Annotated in this window: 18 protein-coding genes; 4 read left to right on the forward strand and 14 right to left on the reverse strand. The window is 43.5% G+C overall.

The window, feature by feature from the left end; all coding sequences use genetic code 11:
- Positions 1-113 precede the first annotated feature (113 nt).
- Entirely contained in the window at positions 114-1013 is a 900-nt protein-coding gene (locus ACFPFU_RS13020; protein WP_377065161.1) for an aminoglycoside phosphotransferase family protein, read from the reverse strand.
- A 541-nt stretch (positions 1014-1554) separates the two neighbouring features.
- Between ACFPFU_RS13020 and ACFPFU_RS13025 the strand changes: the two genes are divergently transcribed.
- Positions 1555-2922: a Gfo/Idh/MocA family oxidoreductase gene (locus ACFPFU_RS13025; RefSeq protein ID WP_377065163.1), complete on the forward strand. Its 1368-nt coding sequence runs from the start codon at positions 1555-1557 to the stop codon at positions 2920-2922.
- Between the two features lie 165 nt (positions 2923-3087).
- Here the strand turns inward: ACFPFU_RS13025 and ACFPFU_RS13030 are convergent, their stop codons facing one another.
- The gene (locus ACFPFU_RS13030) at positions 3088-4143 is read right to left on the reverse strand and encodes a sterol desaturase family protein (RefSeq protein WP_377065165.1); all 1056 of its coding nucleotides are present in this window, start codon (positions 4141-4143) and stop codon (positions 3088-3090) included.
- A gap of 159 nt (positions 4144-4302) precedes the next feature.
- A complete protein-coding gene (locus ACFPFU_RS13035) occupies positions 4303-4671 on the reverse strand; it encodes a TfoX/Sxy family protein (protein ID WP_377065211.1) in 369 nt (122 codons plus the stop codon).
- Positions 4672-4948: 277 nt separating this feature from the next.
- Between ACFPFU_RS13035 and ACFPFU_RS13040 the strand changes: the two genes are divergently transcribed.
- The 3 genes from ACFPFU_RS13040 (at position 4949) to ACFPFU_RS13050 (ending at position 9580) form a co-directional block, all read left to right on the forward strand.
- Positions 4949-7195, forward strand: coding sequence for an outer membrane protein assembly factor BamB family protein (locus ACFPFU_RS13040; RefSeq protein ID WP_377065167.1), 2247 nt, complete (start codon positions 4949-4951; stop codon positions 7193-7195).
- A 133-nt stretch (positions 7196-7328) separates the two neighbouring features.
- On the forward strand, positions 7329-8543 hold the full coding sequence (locus ACFPFU_RS13045) for a cupin domain-containing protein (protein ID WP_377065169.1): 1215 nt from the start codon (positions 7329-7331) through the stop codon (positions 8541-8543).
- A gap of 110 nt (positions 8544-8653) precedes the next feature.
- Complete coding sequence (locus ACFPFU_RS13050) at positions 8654-9580, forward strand: RraA family protein (protein ID WP_377065171.1); 927 nt, start codon at positions 8654-8656, stop codon at positions 9578-9580.
- 224 nt (positions 9581-9804) lie between these two features.
- Here ACFPFU_RS13050 and ACFPFU_RS13055 read toward each other — a convergent pair whose 3' ends face one another.
- The 11 genes from ACFPFU_RS13055 to ACFPFU_RS13105 all read right to left on the reverse strand — a co-directional run bounded on the left by ACFPFU_RS13055 (position 9805) and on the right by ACFPFU_RS13105 (position 19013).
- Positions 9805-11736 carry an SMP-30/gluconolactonase/LRE family protein gene (locus ACFPFU_RS13055; RefSeq protein WP_377065173.1) on the reverse strand — a complete coding sequence of 644 codons (1932 nt, stop codon included), beginning with the start codon at positions 11734-11736 and terminating at the stop codon, positions 9805-9807.
- Between the two features lie 103 nt (positions 11737-11839).
- The gene (locus tag ACFPFU_RS13060; protein ID WP_377065175.1) at positions 11840-12019 is read right to left on the reverse strand and encodes a hypothetical protein; all 180 of its coding nucleotides are present in this window, start codon (positions 12017-12019) and stop codon (positions 11840-11842) included.
- Positions 12012-12455: a UPF0158 family protein gene (locus ACFPFU_RS13065; protein WP_377065177.1), complete on the reverse strand. Its 444-nt coding sequence runs from the start codon at positions 12453-12455 to the stop codon at positions 12012-12014. Before ACFPFU_RS13065 ends, ACFPFU_RS13060 begins: the two co-directional genes overlap by 8 nt.
- A gap of 133 nt (positions 12456-12588) precedes the next feature.
- Entirely contained in the window at positions 12589-13017 is a 429-nt protein-coding gene (locus ACFPFU_RS13070; protein WP_377065179.1) for an EthD family reductase, read from the reverse strand.
- A gap of 319 nt (positions 13018-13336) precedes the next feature.
- Positions 13337-13564, reverse strand: coding sequence for a GNAT family protein (locus ACFPFU_RS13075; protein ID WP_377065181.1), 228 nt, complete (start codon positions 13562-13564; stop codon positions 13337-13339).
- 60 nt (positions 13565-13624) lie between these two features.
- Complete coding sequence (locus ACFPFU_RS13080; protein ID WP_377065183.1) at positions 13625-14458, reverse strand: sigma-70 family RNA polymerase sigma factor; 834 nt, start codon at positions 14456-14458, stop codon at positions 13625-13627.
- A gap of 59 nt (positions 14459-14517) precedes the next feature.
- A complete protein-coding gene (locus ACFPFU_RS13085; protein WP_377065185.1) occupies positions 14518-14775 on the reverse strand; it encodes a hypothetical protein in 258 nt (85 codons plus the stop codon).
- Between the two features lie 70 nt (positions 14776-14845).
- On the reverse strand, positions 14846-16324 hold the full coding sequence (locus tag ACFPFU_RS13090; RefSeq protein WP_377065187.1) for a hypothetical protein: 1479 nt from the start codon (positions 16322-16324) through the stop codon (positions 14846-14848).
- A 68-nt stretch (positions 16325-16392) separates the two neighbouring features.
- The gene (locus ACFPFU_RS13095; RefSeq protein WP_377065189.1) at positions 16393-16659 is read right to left on the reverse strand and encodes a hypothetical protein; all 267 of its coding nucleotides are present in this window, start codon (positions 16657-16659) and stop codon (positions 16393-16395) included.
- Positions 16660-16758: 99 nt separating this feature from the next.
- On the reverse strand, positions 16759-17619 hold the full coding sequence (locus ACFPFU_RS13100; RefSeq protein ID WP_377065191.1) for a helix-turn-helix domain-containing protein: 861 nt from the start codon (positions 17617-17619) through the stop codon (positions 16759-16761).
- A gap of 416 nt (positions 17620-18035) precedes the next feature.
- Positions 18036-19013 (reverse strand): CNNM domain-containing protein, encoded by a 978-nt coding sequence (locus tag ACFPFU_RS13105; RefSeq protein WP_377065193.1) that lies wholly within the window; start codon positions 19011-19013, stop codon positions 18036-18038.
- Between the last annotated feature and the right edge of the window lie 182 nt (positions 19014-19195).

Consider the following 19195-nt stretch of genomic DNA (forward strand, 5'->3'; position numbering starts at 1 on the left):
CCCGATATTTTTCCGAAGCGGTGTGAGACGCGCACCCGTCAGTTTACACCCGCGGCCCATCTACCCAATGAGCAGGTCGTTGTTCTTCATTATACATTTATTTTGTTGTAGTGCTAAGCAAAAACATTCTTTTGATAATCAGTAATAACATTGTCAATTGTAAAAACGGCAATATCTGCGAGTATGTGATGTTTGGGTAAATAATAAGGCAAAGCGACCGCTGCCCAGGATAATGCCCAACCCATTCCTCTTATCCAAGTGCCTTTATCTATCTGTAGCATTTCTCTGAATTTTTGTCTCGCTAGCGGGGAAAACAATACCCAAGCAGACATGATATCATTGGCAGGATCTCCTACTCCCAAACAACCAAAGTCGATCACGCCAACAATTTTATCGCCTTTTGTAAGTATGTTACCCCAATGCAAATCTCCGTGAATCCATACCGGTCTTTTGTTCCAAGCCGGAGCAGTCAAAGCAAAATTCCAAATTTCTGTCATCAAAGTTTTGCTGTAAAAGTCGGGTAGGGCATTGATCGCTTCCCGGGTTTTTAAATCCCGGATCATTAATGGTACACCCCGGAAGTTATTTTCTTTGCTTGGTTTTGGTCCACCTTTGATATCGATTCTTTGCAAGTAGGAGATGAATTGAACCAATGACTCAACAGCTTTTTCAGAGTTACTGAACTTGTCGACAGAATACGTTTCTCCTTCTATCCATCTATAAATGGACCAGTAAAAAGGATAATATTCGTTAGGCCGCCCTATTGACACTGGCTCAGGTATAGCAATGGGTGAGTACTTGTGTATCTTTTCTAACCAGAAGCATTCTTTTTTTAATTGGTGTGCTGCTGCCTGATGGCGAGGTATTCTTATTATCAAATCTTTGCCAAGTCGATATAAAAAGTTGTCTGACCCAGATGAGTTAATAGGTTTAAGAGGAATCTCTGCCCAGTTTAGAAACTGGTCCTTTAATAAGTTTTGCGCAACATCTAATGAGCCATTTATTTCATCCATCTTCAATTTATTATAGTAGTGTAGTGACGTCCTTTTTTTGATTTCGTGTAGCGTTAAGGCTAACCCCCAGATCGGGCATTTGTTGGTGTTTTTTTCAAGTTATAATATTCTATTGCTAGAGTGATAAGTTATCGTGTTTTTCCTGGCTTTTTCGATGTTTCTTTCGGGCATAATTATTGGTCATGGGTGAATGATCGGACCATACCAGGACTCACTCCAATGGTTTCATTGACACCCAAGCTGCCGTACTTATCCGTTCCCGGATACCCTTATTTTTATAAACATCCGGCTCAGTCTAAAATTTTACCATTTCAGGCTATTTGTATGTGTGTAACAGCCGATAAACAGGTAATTTAGATAGCGGAAATTTTTAACCTTGGGGAAATCATTCACAGATAAATTTTAAAATTCCATATCCGGGGAATCTATTGAAATTCTATTCCCGAAAATCTTAAAAAAATCCTTATTATTGGAATGTCTTTTCTGAAAAAGCTGAAAGGATTATTATTATTAATCAATCAACAACCGAAATCCTTATAAAATGGACGCATCCAATATCAACCGCCGCAATTTTTTAAAAGGTTCTACCGCATTACTGGCACTCACTTCTTTCGGAGCCAGCGGCTTTCCCCTGTTTCAGCCTGCCAAATCCTACCGGGTAGGGTTGATCGGTGCAGGCTGGTATGGAAAAAGTGACTTATTCAGGCTCATCCAGGTAGCACCTGTGGAGGTTATCGCCCTCTGCGATCCGGACCAGCACATGTTGAAGGAGGCCGCAGAACTGGTAAGCCAACGCCAGCAATCGGGAAAAACACCTAAGCTGTACAATGACTACCGGGAGCTTTTAGCAGAAAATGAACTGGATATCGTGCTTATCGGAAGCCCTGACCACTGGCACGCCCTTCAGGCGATTGACGCGGTAAAAGCCGGGGCGCATGTGTATGTCCAAAAGCCCATCAGTGTTGATGTACTTGAAGGGGAAGCCATGGTGGCTGCTGCCCGGAAATACAACAAGGTGGTGCAGGTGGGCACCCAGCGGAAAAGTACTCCCCACCTGATTGAAGCCAAAAAGAAATTTGTGGATTCGGGGATGTTGGGGAAGATATCCCATGTGGACATGTGCTGCTATTTCCACATGAGGGCCAATGGCAATCCTGACGTGGAGCCCGTTCCCGCGTTTTTTGATTACGATATGTGGACGGGGCCCGCCCCTTTGTTGCCCTATACCGGACTGCCCCATAAAAGGTGGTGGCGTACCATGATGGAATATGGGAATGGCATAACCGGAGATATGTGTGTGCATATGTTGGACACGGTTCGCTGGATGCTGGACCTGGGCTGGCCCAAGCGGATCCATGCTACCGGAGGGATATTTGTCCAAAAAGAAGGAAGGTCAACGATTGCAGATACCCAGACGGCCACTTTTGAATATGATGAGCTTACTTGTGTATGGCAGCACAGAACCTGGGGAACGCCTGCGGATCCGGAATATCCCTGGGCTTTCGTCCTTTACGGGGAAAAGGGGACTTTAAGAGGCAGCACCATGCAATATGATTTTACGCCTCATGGGGATGGGGAAAAAATCCATGGTGATGTGGTTTATGAAAAGGAAAAATACCCCGAAGATCTTACGGAAAAGGACATTGAGTTGAACGCCGCACCGGCCACCCGGTTACATATGCTTGACTTCCTCAAAGCCATTGAAGAAGGGGGCAGGCCCGTGGCTGATATTGAAGAAGGACACATTTCAACGGCAAGTTGTATTTTAGCCAACATATCCATGGAGCTCCAACGTCCCCTCGTGTATGATCCTCAGAAGATGATCGTAGTCGATGACCCAGAAGCTACCAAGCTGCTGCAGCGGGAATACCGGGGTCCCTGGACACATCCGGACCCGAAAAAGGTTTAGGGAACCGAGACGGATGCTTTGTGGCTCATTAAGGGTGATAAAGAAAGCCGGTACAATGATCATCTCCTGCCTCTCTTTTGGCAGGAGACGGTGGGGCAGGAATGACAAAATGTCCCTGTATTTGCTGTCGTTAAATAATACCAGAAGAGTTAAAGATTAGCCGTATCAGTTTTTAATAGGTGCACCTGCCGGCACATCCAAGTCAGGTTCTTTAGCTACCTTATCTGACTCGTTCTTTTGTAGGGAACGGAAATATTCTGCACGTACTTTAGCTGATGTTTTATGGTCCCCGGTATGGCTCCAGCCCGGTGGCATGAAGATATATAGGATTTTATTTTTAAGGCCAGGAGCGTTTTTGATATCCCGGACCAAAGCTACCAGTTCACCAAAATAGGCATCAAGAAAGCTGTTTTTCTTCATCTTTCGGGTAATGCCATATTCAATGGGAATCTGCCGGTCTTCATTCTGATAAGTGCCGAAAGCCTTATCCCAAATGGGTAAAAGATTACAAAAATTGGTGTCCATATACAAGGGGTTCCTGGCATGGTGCACCCTGTGGTGTGAAGGGGTAAGGATGATGCGGTTAAGAAACCCAAACCGTGCATCTTTGACCAGGTTTTCGCCTATGTGGATAAAGGCCCCATAGGTGCCATCGATAAACATGATGACAAACAGCATGGTTGGCGGTACCCCCAGCAGAATGCAGATGGTGGTGCGGATCAGGTCGGCATAAGGTGCCTCAAGAAAAAAATGGGCATAGGTTACAGAAAGGTTCATGCTTTCGGGAGCATGATGAGTGGAATGCAGACACCATAAAATCCGGACCTTGTGTGCCAAAAAATGGTACCAGAAATGGGCAAACTCCCAGATGATATATCCATATATAAACCAGTACCAGGTAAAATCCACGGTAAATAAAGCGTGCTTTTCAAACAGTCCTATGATCAAACCCACCATGGCAATGGAAATCACCCTTCCTATAAAAGCATTAAGCACATAGGTAAAAAAGGAAATTTTATAATCTATTACTTTAAACCGCTTATAAAAAGCTGCCCGGATGATTTCAAGTATTAACAAAACGGGGATCAAAGGCCTTAACAGGGCAGTAAATCCTTCGTAGGTCAACAACTGCCGATAATCACCAGAGGCGATAATTTCCATTAAATTTCCAAAGCCAAAGAAATTTTTTAACTCCTGTAAGATTGTTTCCAAAAACTCCATCACTCCTCACTATTGGTACATTGACAAATCTGTTCCCTTCAAAATTAAAGAATAATCCGGGCCGACGCAAATGGGCGATCCGCTTTTGAATTCCCTAACCGGCTGGTCATCAATGACGGGGGAAAAGGAAGGGCTGCAAAAGTACCACGCTAAAATGGCTCATCTTCTCTTTGTATTTTTATTACTTTTCCTGGACGGTTTGGCTTTGTCATTAAAGTCCAGACATAGGTTCACCCAAAACTCAAAATCCTTTTTGTTTTGAAACCCAATGGGGTCAACATAGCAATATCCCTTATACTCCTTGCCTTTCATGATCATCGGCAAAAAGCCTGTTTTTTCAGATAATTCAAGCGTTAAGTCGGGGTCAAAACGACACATCAACCGGTCATCAGATACATTGATGCACATTTTACCATTGACCATAAACGCCAATCCTCCGAACATCGTTTTTTCCTCTACCTCTGTGCCTGAAATATCGTTTAGATATTCCCTGACACGGTTTGCAAGATTATTGTCATAACCTTTAATTTAAAAACCCGCCATTCGCAGATTAGGTTTAACTTGAATGAAGTACCCTCACCGAAAGATAAAAGAAAATGCAGCTAGGTTGTGAAAAAGTATTATAAATGTCAAATATACATGTAATTATCTTTGCAAAATCGATTGATGCTGATATATTTGGTATTCATCCATGGTGCAGGAGTTCCTTATAAGCAGGCACAATTGCTAAAGCAAATTAGGATTAAAGATCAGGAAGGGTGGGGGATATCATGGTTAATCAACAAACCCAATAAACCTAAAATTAATGTCGAGTAACCCAAAAAGCGTATATTCCGAGGTATTGCCGATTGCTTTTGCCCTACTATTCGGAACAGCTTTTATCAGTTGTCAAAGTGACTCTTCTACCTCCGTACCCGCCACATGGACCCACTATGGGGGATCTCCGGAACAGTCCAAATATTTTGATGCCGGGGAAATCACCAAACAGAATGTTTCTCAACTGGAAGTAGCTTGGGTCTACCCTACGGAAGATGAACTCCCCTACTTCTTCAGCCCAATCATTGTGGACACCGTTATGTATCTGATGGGTAAAAACGCTTCTTTGATTGCGGTAAATGCAGTAACCGGTAAAGAAATCTGGATTCATTCCAATCTCAACGGCATTACCAGGAGGGGGATCAATTATTGGGAAAGTAAAGACAAAAAGAAAAAACGGTTGATCTTTACCATCAACAACACCCTTCAGGCTATTGATGCGGTGACGGGCAAATCCGTTTTGGAATTCGGTGATAACGGCTATGTGGACCTCAGGGAAGGTTTGGACCGGGACCCTACTTCCATCCGCAGGATGCAGTCCATGATGCCCGGGGTCATTTATGACGACCTGATCATCATGGGATCGGCTCCCGGCGAAGCCTACTTTTCACCTCCAGGCCATGTGCGCGCTTACAATCTGGAAACCGGAAAACTAGAATGGACCTTCCATACCATTCCCCATCCGGGGGAATATGGCTATGATACCTGGCCCAAAGATGCCTATAAATATGTAGGGGGTGTGAATGTGTGGAGCGAAATTTCTGTAGATACGCAGCGGGGAATCGCTTTTTTGCCTCTTGGTTCACCGACCTATGATTATTATGGAGCGGATAGGATTGGAAGCAACCTGTTTGGAAATTCACTTGTGGCATTGGATGCAAGAACGGGCGAAAGGCTTTGGCATTATCAGACAGTGCACCATGATCTTTGGGACTATGACCTTTCTCCTGCACCTCAGTTATTACAAGTGAATAGAAATGGAAAGCAGATCGATGCGGTTGCCATAGCGACCAAGCATGGGTTCGTGTTTGTCTTTGACAGGGTTACCGGAGAGCCATTATTTCCTATTGAGGAAAAACCATTTCCACCAAGTGAGATGCCGGGTGAAGAGGCCTGGCCGACGCAACCGATATCCACCCTGCCAAGCTTTACCAGGCATGAGGTTACCGAAGAAACCTTAAATCCCTATTTTCCTGATAGCGTCAGACAGGTGTGGCTCGGAAGGCTGGACTCAGCGAGGTCCGGATTATACGTACCTCCTTCGGATCAATATGAGACGATCATGATGCCGGGTGCTTTGGGTGGCTCCAACTATGGGAATACAGGAGCTGATCCGGAAAAGGGAATCCTGTATGTGATGACGCAGGAACATGCATCCATTTACAAACTGAATAAGGTGGAACCTCCAAAAATAGACCTGTCTGTGAATGAAATAAAAAGGGTACAGGCATTATATGCCACCACTTGCCAAACCTGTCATGGTGTGGATATGGAGGGCGGTGTAGGACCATCACTTCTGAATGTCGGCCAGCATATGTTTTACGATGAATTCAGAAGCACAGTAGTGAATGGTCGTGGGCAAATGCCGGGATTTGTCCATGTGGATGAGGAAACACTGAGGGCACTGTACAGGTATTTTGGAGGAAATCCAATGAGCTTCAACTTTAGAAGAAATATCGACACCAAAACACCGGAAGGGCCAGTGGTAGCCTCGGGAGGTGCCTCAATCAAGTCTGATGAAAAAAGAGGTTCGCCCATGTCCGATTATCCCGAAGGTGTTGACCATCCATCAGCCAGATTTACCACGGATTATGGGCTCGAATGGCCAGGACTGGCTGCTCCCCCATGGTCTTCCATACTGGCCTATGACTTAAACAATGGCACCATCAAGTGGCGGAGGCCCATTGGCCAGGATTCATTGTATGTACAGGGAGACCAATCCAAAGGTGCTCCCGGGGGAGTGTTGCGAAAAGGAATGATCATTACATCGACCGGAGTAGTGTTCGTTACAGCGAAGGGAGGTAAACTATACGCCTTGGACGAGGAAAACGGGGACCTTTTGTGGGAGGAAACACTGAGCCATGAAGTAAATGCACAGCCAAGCATGTATGTGCTGAACGGAAAACAATATTTGGTCATCAATGCTACCTCCAATTTTGCACGTGACAGCTATGACCACTCAAAAAAGGAGGGCGCATTGCCAAAGGGATATGTCGTCTACGCACTTCCCGATTAGCGGGAATTGTCTTGGTACTTAAGTTCAGTATTAAATGTTTTTCAGAGATACTAAAAATGCTAAATAACAGAAAAAACAAATATTCACCACAAGGGATATTAGGTTTTTACCGATTAACATAACCCCTAAAACCATGAAAAACTTGTATTTATTGTTTGCGATTTTGCTCACGGCCCAAGTTTCAGCCCAGTCAATCAAGGAAAGGGTCATTCCTAACGACCCTGCCACCTACAGGGAATTATCAGCCGTCCATGATGGGGCTGGCAAAATTGGATTTACCCAACTGATTGGCCGCAATGATATGACTTCCAATTTTTTATATTTACATGCCGGAAAAATCGAAGGAAAATCAGGTATAGGTCACCATTTCCATCATTCTATTGAAGAAATGTACCTCATCCTGGATGGCGAGGCTGAATTTACCATCAATGGAAGGACAGCTCTGATTAAAGCACCTGCCATAGTGCCTTGCAAAATGGGTGAATCCCATGCCATATATAATCCGGCTGATGAAAGCCTGAATTGGCTCAATTTTGCTGTAAGCCGTCAAAAAGCAAAGACAGACGCTTTTGACCTGGGAGATTCCCGGGAGGGAGCCGTATTGGATCCCGTGCCTACTTTTGTATACGGGAGATTGGAACGGGAGAAACTGAAAACTGATAATCCTGCGTACGAAGGCGAAGGCGTACAATATCGAAGAGTGCTTGGGCCAGAGGTTTTCAGTACGGACTGGCATCACGTGGACCATGTGACAATCGCCCCGGGGCAATCAACGATCAGCCGTAAACTGAAAGGCTTCGAAGAAGTGTATTATGTTATCGGGGGAGAAGGGACTGTGTCCATAGGCGATGACGAAGCTGCATTCAAGGCAGATGATGCGTTTTATGGGGCATTAGGTGAAACCGTCAGGCTTACCAATGTTAGCAATGAAGAAGTAGAATTACTGGTAATAGGCATTGCCCCTTACAAACAACAGCAACGCGCTGATGAAAGCCAACAGGGCCATCCTAAAGCCATGGCCTTACAAATGGATTTTGTGGTGGAAGCTGCCAATGCAAAGGCCTTTGAAGAAATGTATACCTCTATTTATGTTCCTGCCATGCTTGTTCAAGAAGGTTATATAAGCTCCAAGCTGTTGCGTCTTTACCCCGAAAATATAGCCAATGAGATCGAGGCGGAAGGTACAGATTATAATTATCAGATCATGATTTCATTTGATACCGAAGAAAACCGCAGAAAATGGGTGGCAAGCAAACAACATGATATCGCCTGGCCGGCGGCTTCCAGCCTTGCCAAAAAATTTAAATGGAAGGGCTATGATGTCATGGGGGAAAATGACAAGAGGTGACCCGTCTCAAGACCGGCAAGACATTAAATGAAGCATACTTGCAGGTTTATAATTTCGTTATGTAATCCAATAAATTTTCTGTTTTCATCATCAAGTTAATATCCGGACAAATGAATGTTAAAGTTATCATCCTATTTATTTTTTTAGCCAACATGGCATTAGAAAAGCCCCTTATAGGACAAACTATTTCCAGGGAAGAGCTGATCTTCCTCACCTCTGAATGGGAGGGAGAAAGATTCCCTGACGGGAGGCCTAGAATTCCCGATGAACTCCTGGAAAGAGCAAAGCATATCATGATAGATGACGCCTGGACGGTTTTAAAAAATGAAGGTTACCTGAATCAATACGAAGGAGGGTGGAAAACCGTAAATGATACCCTTATGACGGGCCGTGCGGTGACTGCCATGTATATGCCCAGCCGGCCTGATGTAGAAAAGAACATCAAATCAAGAGGTGCCAGTCAAGGCAGGAAAGGAAATACCAACGCCTGGCCTATCGACATCCTTACACAAGGGGATCTTTATGTAGCGGATGCTTTTGGGAAGATCAGTGGGGGAGGGATCATGGGTGCTACACTGGCGACTTCTATCTTGAGCAAATCCGGCAATGGCGTGGTTTTCGACGGCGCTGCAAGAGATCTGCAGGAAATAAGGAACATCCCCGGGTTCAATGCATTTGTAAGGGATTTCCACCCTTCTTTTACGGAGGAGATGGTGCTTATGGGGTTGAACACCCCCATCCGTATCGGGAATGCCATGGTCCTGCCTGGTGACCTTGTCATCGCCACGATAGAAGGTGTACTGTTTGTGCCTGCACATTTAGCAGAGGAGGTGGTAAGCGTTTCTGAATTTGTGATCCGTAAAGATCAATTCGGTTTTGAAATGGTGCGCACCAACAGGTACAGCACAGGGGAAATCGACAGCCAGTGGACGGATGAAATAAAAACAGCCTTTCTGGAATGGCTAAAAGAGCACCCTGAACTGGGCACCATGACCCGTCAGGAGCTGGATCAAATCATGAGCAAGAGGACCTGGTAATTTCAATAGACGTCAGGTAGAAGTGTTGTGTCACGTCTACTTTGGCACATGCCCAGCGCACCCCTATCCTCCCGGATCCGCCAGCCGGCGGACCGGGACAGGCTCTAAAGGGGTAATCCTGCGCGCTGTCTTCCCCTTTAGGGGAGGATAGGGGTGAGCGAAGGGAGGTGCCATTAATATGTGATACTACACTAATTTCATCCTAATGGAAGTGTTTCCACAGATTACAGGTATTGCACAAAGCCTTCTTTGTTGGTCCGGATTTTAAAAACCTTGCTGTAACTGACAATATAGAGGGTTTTCATATCATCATCGCCGAAGCATAGGCTAACCGGAAAAGAAGGCATGTTGATCATCCCTACAAAACTGCCTTCTTTATCAAAAATCTGCACGCCATAATAAGAGGCGACATAAATATTGCCCTCCTTGTCTATGGCCATGCCATCAGCGCCTGACGACCTGCCTTTTCTGTCCAGCACATCAGCTGTCAACAGCACTTTGGCAAATTGCCGGCCGTTGCTGATGGTCCCGTCTTCCTGAACATCATAAGCCCAGATGTAGTTGTCTTTGTCACTTTGAACCGGATACCAGGATTCCTTGTCATAGCAGTTATTGATATAAAGGGTTTTTCCATCAGGAGACAATAAAATACCATTTGGCATGGCAAATTCATTGGGTTCAGTAATCCTTTTTACCTCTCCTTTTGGAGAGACGTAGTAGACCGCCCTTCCGGGTTGATACTTTTCCGCTTCCATGGTAAACTGTGGATCGGTAAAATAAAATCCCCCTTTCGCGTCTGTTACCACATCGTTGGGGCCATCAATGGGTTTTCCGTCATATTTATCCGCCAGAACCCTCACCACGTGTCCTGAGGTAGTCATTTCCACCACCCGATGGCCCATCATGTCACAAACAATCAGGTTTCCGTTATTATAGGGATAAAGTCCATTGGTCTGCATTTTTCCTTCCGTGATCGTCCTGTATTTTCCATCAGGGCTCATTTCTATGGTGGAACTCTTCTTCGGATCACCATTGAAATCCTGATCGAAATACATATTTGAAAAATATAATTTGCCGTTCATCCATTTTGGCCCTTCGGTAAAATTCAGCTCAGGTTCGGATTTTTTTCCATCTATTACCAGCTCCAGTTGGGAATCTTCAGGAATAAATGCATGATATGCCTGCAATTTTTCACGCTGCTTTTCCATATAATCGGGTCTGGAGGGCCAGAAAATATCCAGGACATCCACGCCAAATTCCCCGATTTCAGCGCCATGGACCATATTTCTCGGAATCCTTACCATATCACCCTTTTCCATCTGCCTTTTTTCGTCCATAAGGATTTCCTGGTTGGAGCCCCGAAGCACCATGCTGATCTGTTCTTCAGGATGGATATGATGGCCAAATCTGGCATCTGGCTCCATGGAGATAAAGCCCAGGAGCATGTCTTTGCCGGAAATCAGCCGGGAATAAGCTCCGGGCGCAAGTTCAGTAAGCTGTATGTCATATAAATCATATACGGTATTGGGAACCAGGCTGGGCGACTGCACTGTCTCCACCCTTGATTCGGAAGGAGGATCGCTTACTCCTGCCTTTTGTAAGTAATCGGATCTTAAGGAACTGTTTACTTCCATAATTTTGGCGCCGTTAGTTCCTGCGGACAGAGCATAGCTGGCGCCTTTTTCAATAAGCATCAAGTCATTGCGGGGCGTTCCGCTATGAATGCCATCCGGAGCCTCTCTATCCAATGCAACCATCTGCATGGAAGCTCCATTGATAGTAACGGTGATTTCTCCTTCCATGACCAACACAATTTTTTCAGCGGTTGCAGGTTCTTCAGGAATTTTTGAATTTGGATCGAGATGCATGAAGGTACCCATCGTTGATTCTCCCCAAAAAATAACCCCATGGATTCCAGGATATAATTCTATGTTTCTAATGCTCTCAAGATTAGTGACCTTGCCAGGTTCCAGGTTGGAAGGAACGGCTGACTTGGGAACACCTTTTAATTCACGTTTTGTCAGCTGATATTGTTCGATGAGTGCCTGATTCTTTTGTCCCCATTCAGGAGCAGAAGATGTACACTGGATGAGTATAATAGGAACAGCCGCGAGCAATCCATGGAAAAATACTTTTGGAATAAAATTTAACGACATAGGATAATAGGGATTTGTTAAGAGGCTAAAAAATAGCTATTTATATTCAAAAAAAGTAATGGTGCACGTACTTCTTTAATATTGTTTGTCAATGAGAGTTTTTTCAGTTTACCTTGCAGACTTTCTCTAAAAACGGTACTCTCTCCAATCGCCAATCTTCATAATCTTTTTGGGTTAAGTATCCCAGTCCCAAAAGGACGTCAACAGAACAAATATAGCCTTTTTCGCAGATCAATGAATTGATTATCGAGGTGTTTTTCTTTTCTAATTCTTTGTTATTCATCCGTAAATTCCCGGTTATGCTGTTCGATCTGGTTTTTCACAAATTCTATTAGTCTATGGTCTTTAAAATCGAACCATATTTGTCTGTATTCACCTGAATTATCAATCTCCCATTTGAAATTCCGGAGGGGTTTGGATTTATTCAGTGCTTTAAACAGTCTGTCCTGCAATTTTTGATTATCAACTGTCTCGGCGAAATCAGCCATAATCGCGAAACTCTCCCGCGAGGTTATTTTTTCAAATTCGAAGTAGTCACCCCAATTTTCATCTAATTTGTCAAGTGTCTCTTGCCATGGTTCCGTCTCATGGCCAAACCAGTCAGCCTCGTTGAAATTTGGGGTTGTTTCAATTTCACCGGTTTTGAGGTGGTAAAAACAACGCATTCCAAGGTCAAGATTTTCGGCTATTTCCCGTATTTGTTCTTCCGTTAATTTCATATAGCGTCATTTTCTATGCTTGTGCAACAGGATTCAGCTTGGAGACGGCGGGCATTGGGACAAGCTTACTCCAGGCTTCTTAAAAATACAGATTTTCATAATTAAGAAATAAAAGCAACGATGATTTTCACTGTCATCTGACCACCTCACTGACGAAGATGACGGGGCTTATATTGGTGTAATTGGGAAAATCCGACCTTATGGCGTCTCTATTTGGCCCAATGGCTGCCTGGTAATCGCTCAGGCTTTTTACATAGAAAGTGCCAATGGCCATAAACGGCAATGGCGTATTGGGAATACCGCTGGCAAGGCCTTTTTCAATGGTGTATTTTACCAAATTTGACCCTAAAAATCCGACCACCATAGGCATGTGCTTGGTTTCATAATACGCCATATCAAAGGTTTTGCCCTCCTCAAAGGGGTACATGACAGACACTTTGATTAATCCTTTTTCCACAACAGCGGAGCTGTGCTTTTTAACTTTACGGGACTGCTCTTCTTGACCAAATGTGGCAAAACACGTGACCAGAAGTAAAAACGATACAAAGAATGTAAATTTCATGATAGACTTTTTAGTAATTGGATTCAAATGATGGACTTTTCAGTTTGCTCCTCATATCCTAAATGTCAAAAATAAACCGATATTTACAAAACCCTATTTTTCGATGAAAATAATCGAAAAAACCGATTTAAAGGTATGGAATGAAGGCAGCTCAAATGCTTCCTGAAAGCAAGGGAGCTACTAAATTTTACCGAAGTTAAAAAATTTTCACGTACTACTTAACTTTTCAAGGTTGTCATTCCTACAAAAGTAAGATCCTTTCCAATCCATAATTATTCTTGAGTTTTGTGTTATTTGTCCCCTACTATATTTTTTGTGGTTACAGTCTATATGTCATTACATGTCTCCTGGTTCCCGCCTTTTTTATAAAGCTGAAACCCGCTTTTTCAAAAGTCATTATAAATCCCATAAACCGGTAGCTTGGCGAATCCGGCTCTACCGGATAGGCTCCCACATATTCAGCACCATTTTCTTTAGCATATTTCATGGCTTGTTCGATAAGCCAGTCTATCAGGCCTTGATCTCTGAAGTCCCTGCTCGATTTCATCTTCTTTTTTTGTTCTTCTGATTTGTAGAGAAGACAAAGTGGCGTTGGAAACCGTGACAGTTAGAAGATGTTTTTTAGTTTTTTGGGGTCAACTATAGAGAATATCTGTTGGATCTTGCCTATGGGATCAAGTTGAAAAATGTGGCAGTTATAAACCCTGCCGTCTTGCCAAAAGCATATTGCAGGTCGGTGATTGAAGGTGTGGAAGCTGTGCTTTTTGCCCGTAAGAAATCGCTGCCAAACATAGGTTAGCAAAGTTGCTGTAGCGTTTTTACCGGTTTCTACTGCTTTTACTACTTGTATCTTTTGGCCTTTATCGGCAGTCAGCCTGATGTCTTCAACCAATAGATTTTCCAGGGCTTGAATGTTGATTTCACTTAAAGCAGTTTGGTATTTTTGAATGGTTTCGGTGTGGTTGTTCAAAGCAAAGCCGTCAAGGTCCCTGTTCAGCTTTTTCAGTTCCTTACTAGACCTTCTTAAGATTTGCCGGGAATTTTCTGTGGTGATGTCAAGCAATTCGGCTATTTCTTTATGTGAATATGAAAATCCCTCTTTCAAAATGAAAACCGCCCGCTCTTTGGGCCCAAGGTTTTCGAGTAAAACCAACAGGGTATAGTTGAGGGTCTGTTCTTTTACAAGCTGGGTTTCGGCGTTGTCAAACGAAACAGGTTCGGGAAGCCATTCCCCGAAATTTTCCTTTTTACGGTGTTTGTTTTTAAAATTGATAGCTTGGTTTACAACGCTTTTTATAAGGAAATTAGCCTCGTTCCTGATATTCTTTTTATCGATTGTCAGGTATTTCAAGGTCACATCTTGCACTACGTCTTTTGCATCCTCGTAAGAACCCACGATATTGTACGCATACGTCAACAGCTTAGAATGGATTTCTTGCATTTTGTTTTCTTGATAAGACAATTCATCTGTTGATTTCGTGACAGATTTACAAGGAGGGTTCAATTTAAGCATACCTTTCTTTCATCTTCTGTTGGAACTTGGCGGAAATTCCGCCAAGTTAACTCCTTTGCCAACCCTCCCTCTTTCCAAATGTTTCGGATATGTTCCCCTATAGTCCTTCTAGCTTTACCGAATGGTTCAACTACCTGTTGCTCAGTAACCCATACAGTATCATGTTCGCCACCCAAAATGGTTTCGAAGTCATTGCTCCCTGGTTTGAAATCCACTATTTCAGAAATGAATTCACCTGTTTCCATATTGGAAGATAAAGTTTTTCAAAATTATTCCGGGCCAGGTAAAGAAAAAATCCAAACCCCAATATTCCGGTTATCCAAGGTGCTTTTCAGAATGCCATGCCTTCATATGGTGCAAATGTGATTCTAAGTAGGCTCCGGATTTGAAGAACTTATCATAAAATTCAATATCAAGGTGGTGGGCCTGGACAAATCCGGGCATCATAATAGTGCTGCGCAATCCTGGAAATTTCCCGAATTTGTTGTAGATATATTGGGCCACCTCAGACATGCAATCCACAAAATCCTGGCTGTACGGCTCCACCGTTTTCTTCACCTCTTGGCCGTCGCGCCAGGGACCGGATGGATTGGGTTTATAGGCTCCGTTTTCACCGAATTTTCTTTGTACAAAAACTTTTACGGCAGCGTGCATGTCCGGATAAAAAGGTGGGCAAAGCGACTCATACACTCCTTTGAGGCCAACCGGATTTGGGGTAACCCAGCGCTCGTCTTCCACAAACTCAAACCCAAGGCCCGCAATACCGTCCTTGATGCGGGCACCCATAATGCTCATATCGTCAAGACCACTAAAATAAAGGCCTCCCAAGCCCATCGCCTGAAGCATCAATACCATATTGTGCCCTTTGAAACCCGCTGCCAGGCAGGCACCTTCACTTACGATGGCCAACAACTCAGAAATTGGAAATCTCTTGTGTGAATCGAGCAGGCCGGATCGGACAAAGGGTTCGAGGTTTCCGGCAGGATTTCCGGTTTGCTCGTCCACCACCATAGCCCCGTGCCTTATCATCAAAGCCACGATTCCCAGGCATTCCTCAGCCGTATCGGCCACAGGCATAAACAGTGTGGAGCCCGGTTTGTTGGCCCACCAAAGGTTGGGCGGCAAAATATGGGGTGGTTCGGAGGGCAGATCCAGGCGGCCCGGTTTTATTCGCGCGGTTTGTTCCCGGCATACGGCCACGATGTGTTTCAAGGCATCTTCGCCGTTGTTCAATTCCTGCATGTCGGTGGGTTTGACATCGCGGGTGCGGGTGCAATAGCAACCATCGTCATCCGTAAAAAACAAAGCAGGAGTCCCCAATCCCGCAGCCGTCGGGGCTGTGCGACCGGTAAAGCGCAGGGTAAACTCCGCGTGGGAGGTGGGTACGGCCGGGGAAAATGGCACCCCGAAATTCCATCCCGAAACGCCTGTAGCTGCGGCCACCAAGAGCATTTGCTCTATTTCGGAAAGCGGTACCGGCTCCTTTTCGGAACGGTACGCCAGCGGCCCGGACGGGATTTCCATGCCCAGGCCAAATCTGCGGGCACGCCTGCCGAACAGGGCATTCAGAAATGGAAATTGCAATAAATCAGAAAGGGCATGTGATGCATTCATTTTATTTGGTGTTTTAGCTTCATCCCGATTGTTTAAAAACTCCGATTCATCCTTTCTTGTATCGTCCAAAAAAGGCGTTATTCCCCAAAAAGGCAGAGCGGCCAAGGCAGCAGACGATTTCACGAATTGCCTCCGCTCTATTTCTATATTTTTGCGACCTTTTGAATTTTTCTTTTCCATTTTTTACGAAAATGGGTGATAGAAATTACCGCATGACCATAATGGATAAAGAGCCCACTCACCTGTAATTATCTTGCCCCACTTTCAGGAAGCCCCATCGCATGCTCAGTCATGACAGGAAAGTAATGCTGTGTACTTGCATCACTCAGTTTTCCATCAAGGTATTCACTAAGTTGACCAATAGAAGGAGCCTCATACAGGCATACCGCTTCTTTCATGTCAGTTGCCGGATAAAACTGATGGACGTGTAGATGTTCCGGAAGCGGAAACACTTCCTTTGCACATTGCTGGAATTTATCAGCATCATGGATCTCATGTTGAATTGCAATAAACATAGTAATTTTCTTTTGGTTAATGTATTTGCAAATTTAAAAGCAATGGGAAGGCCCTGCCTTGCTCTGCAGTTTAAAAAATGTTCTATTAAGTTATTTTTGTCAAGAGGTCTTTTTTCTGTATGCTAAAGGTGTGCATCCAAGCTCAGTTTTAAACTCCCGGCTGAAATGAGAAGTATTTTGGAAGCCACTGTCAAAGACGATTTCGGTAACGGGCTTATCGGTATGTTTAAGGAGGTATTGACTATAGCTGAGTCGCTTTTTTTTGAGCCACCTACCGGGTGTTGTGCCAAATGTTTCTTTAAAATCGCTTTTGAATGCGGACAGGCTGCGTCCGGCAAGTCTTGCATATTCTTCGAGGGTCATTGGGTAATAAAAATTATCCTCCATCAATTCCAAAAGTGAGGGGCTCCCTGTTTTACACAATCTACAAAAATATCCTGTAAGGTTTTTATTGTAATTCTGGGAAGCGGTAACCATTACAAGCTCTTTAAATTTTAGTTCCAGAAGTTTGTCCCCCGGTTTGTCTTTTTCGGATAAGTAGGATAGAAAAGACTGAAAATAAGCAGCCAGTAATTTGTCCGGCTCTATGGGAAAAAGTGAATCCCGATCAATGGAATCTTCAGTATCCGTTAGTTCAATCCGGTTTTCAAGCAATACTGATCTTATAAATTCATCTGCTACAAACAAAACCACAGCACAGAAATCTTTGTCAAAATATTGAATAACAGAATGTGCACCCTTTCGGATAAACAGACAGTCTCCTTTTTGTACAAGGATTTCCCGGTTGCGGGTAAACCATTTTTTCTGCCCGCTGATCACATATATATAGTAGTTTTGATGGGACCAAATATCGTATCGGGTTTCACTTAGCGGACATTGATACTCAGCCAGCAGCAATTCATTGACCTGGAGCCGTATGGAAGATGGGTTGTTTTGAATAAAATCATAAAAGCTGTCCATACTTACCGTTTTGTAATTTCACAGAAAATGTTTTGACGTTCTCCGTTTTGACTTAATAGCGTTGAGCATAACGTGATTCAGCTTGGAGACGGCGGGCATTCGGAGCAGGTCTCTTCAAACTTTCCCCTTTCTTTTTAAAGAATCTGATTTTCATATTTACGCTCGTACTGCCCGCTTGCTCTTAGCCACTGTGTGTGCCTTGAATGGTGAATATAGGTCAAAAAGTTGACCGTTCCAACAGTGGAAATGCTTGTGCCAACGAATGAAGGCATCCCTTAGGCGCGGGGGTCATCCCGATTCTCGGGACAGGCTGCCCCGCGCCTAGCAAGTCGCAAGTTCCGGACGACCGGGATGGTGTGAGCGCCAACCTGAGCCATCTGGCTCAGGTCGGGCTACAATTGTGAGTTAGTGCTTTTTCATTCATTGTCAAATTCGTCTGTAATTTCACCTACAATTTCTTCAACAATATCTTCTAATGTAACCATTCCTTTAAATTCTCCATTTTCATCTACTACAATAGCTAAATGATACCTTTTTGTATTTAAATTCTTTAGAACTTGAATAATACTCTGATTATTCTTTACAAATAAAATTGGTCTGATAAATTTTTGTAAACTATCAGTAGTTAAATTGTCACGTTGCAAAGCAATTTCTTTAAAATTCAGATAACCAAATATTTCTTGGGTTGAATCCGTTTTGCTAATTGGGTATCTTGTATGCAAATGTTTTTCAGCAAAGTCGAAAAAATCACTAATTCCAATAGTCTCAGGGAAATAAATCACCTCGGAAATAGGAAGCATGATTTCCTCTATTTTTCTACCTTTCAAAGTGGAAGTTTTGACTATAATTTCTTCTTGGTCTTTGTCAATTATGTTTTCTACCTGAGCAACTTTGGCAATTGTTTGGATGTCTTCTAAAGAATATTTTGCCGTTTTGTCTTTTTTCTTCAAAATCAACCTATTGAAAAGGTCTGTCAGATAAATAAGTGGATAAAGTGCCTTAATAGTAATTTTTAGAGGACCGGCGATGTACTTTGATAATATATCAGAATTAGAAACACCGATGACTTTAGGAAGGATTTCCGTTCCGAAAAGTATAACAATTGTAAAAACAACCGAAAATACCCAAATCCATTCGTCTCCATAAATTTCGTCAAATGCACTTCCTGCAATTGTTGCTCCGCCTGTATGTGCAACGGTATTCAAAATCAAAATGGCGGCTATTGGTCTGTTTATATTGCTCTTTAGTTTGTCGAGAACTATAGCATATTGAAGACCTTTTTGTTTGTCCGTTTCGATTTTTACACTATTCATACTCAATAGTGCTGCTTCAGTCAATGAGCAGAGAAAAGAAACTATGATAGCCACTAATGAGCTAATTAGAAATATTGTCATATGTATGTAGTTATTTTAGCATTACTCACAACGGCAGACTGTCTAAAAACCCTGTTGTAGTCGGTAACTGAATATGCACCAAAAACGGTAATTAGGAATGCACCAAAAATGGCAACAGGAATGCACCACTTTGTAAATATAGGTTGTTATTCCTGATGTCCAAAAAAAGTTTTTCTGTTTTT

The organism is Negadavirga shengliensis (assembly GCF_042652345.1).
Lineage (GTDB): Bacteria > Bacteroidota > Bacteroidia > Cytophagales > Cyclobacteriaceae > Negadavirga > Negadavirga shengliensis.

Bases quoted from the DNA above. Each gene is read 5' to 3' on its own strand.
- ACFPFU_RS13070 (WP_377065179.1), bottom strand. From the start codon at position 13,017: ATGAAATTTACATTCTTTGTATCGTTTTTACTTCTGGTCACGTGTTTT.
- ACFPFU_RS13050 (WP_377065171.1), top strand. From the start codon at position 8,654: ATGAATGTTAAAGTTATCATCCTATTTATTTTTTTAGCCAACATGGCA.
- ACFPFU_RS13090 (WP_377065187.1), bottom strand. From the start codon at position 16,324: ATGGAAAAGAAAAATTCAAAAGGTCGCAAAAATATAGAAATAGAGCGG.
- ACFPFU_RS13095 (WP_377065189.1), bottom strand. From the start codon at position 16,659: ATGTTTATTGCAATTCAACATGAGATCCATGATGCTGATAAATTCCAG.
- ACFPFU_RS13060 (WP_377065175.1), bottom strand. From the start codon at position 12,019: ATGAATAACAAAGAATTAGAAAAGAAAAACACCTCGATAATCAATTCA.
- ACFPFU_RS13080 (WP_377065183.1), bottom strand. From the start codon at position 14,458: ATGCAAGAAATCCATTCTAAGCTGTTGACGTATGCGTACAATATCGTG.
- ACFPFU_RS13085 (WP_377065185.1), bottom strand. From the start codon at position 14,775: ATGGAAACAGGTGAATTCATTTCTGAAATAGTGGATTTCAAACCAGGG.
- ACFPFU_RS13065 (WP_377065177.1), bottom strand. From the start codon at position 12,455: ATGAAATTAACGGAAGAACAAATACGGGAAATAGCCGAAAATCTTGAC.
- ACFPFU_RS13100 (WP_377065191.1), bottom strand. From the start codon at position 17,619: ATGGACAGCTTTTATGATTTTATTCAAAACAACCCATCTTCCATACGG.
- ACFPFU_RS13105 (WP_377065193.1), bottom strand. From the start codon at position 19,013: ATGACAATATTTCTAATTAGCTCATTAGTGGCTATCATAGTTTCTTTT.
- ACFPFU_RS13075 (WP_377065181.1), bottom strand. From the start codon at position 13,564: ATGAAATCGAGCAGGGACTTCAGAGATCAAGGCCTGATAGACTGGCTT.
- ACFPFU_RS13040 (WP_377065167.1), top strand. From the start codon at position 4,949: ATGTCGAGTAACCCAAAAAGCGTATATTCCGAGGTATTGCCGATTGCT.
- ACFPFU_RS13020 (WP_377065161.1), bottom strand. From the start codon at position 1,013: ATGGATGAAATAAATGGCTCATTAGATGTTGCGCAAAACTTATTAAAG.
- ACFPFU_RS13055 (WP_377065173.1), bottom strand. From the start codon at position 11,736: ATGTCGTTAAATTTTATTCCAAAAGTATTTTTCCATGGATTGCTCGCG.
- ACFPFU_RS13030 (WP_377065165.1), bottom strand. From the start codon at position 4,143: ATGGAGTTTTTGGAAACAATCTTACAGGAGTTAAAAAATTTCTTTGGC.
- ACFPFU_RS13025 (WP_377065163.1), top strand. From the start codon at position 1,555: ATGGACGCATCCAATATCAACCGCCGCAATTTTTTAAAAGGTTCTACC.
- ACFPFU_RS13045 (WP_377065169.1), top strand. From the start codon at position 7,329: ATGAAAAACTTGTATTTATTGTTTGCGATTTTGCTCACGGCCCAAGTT.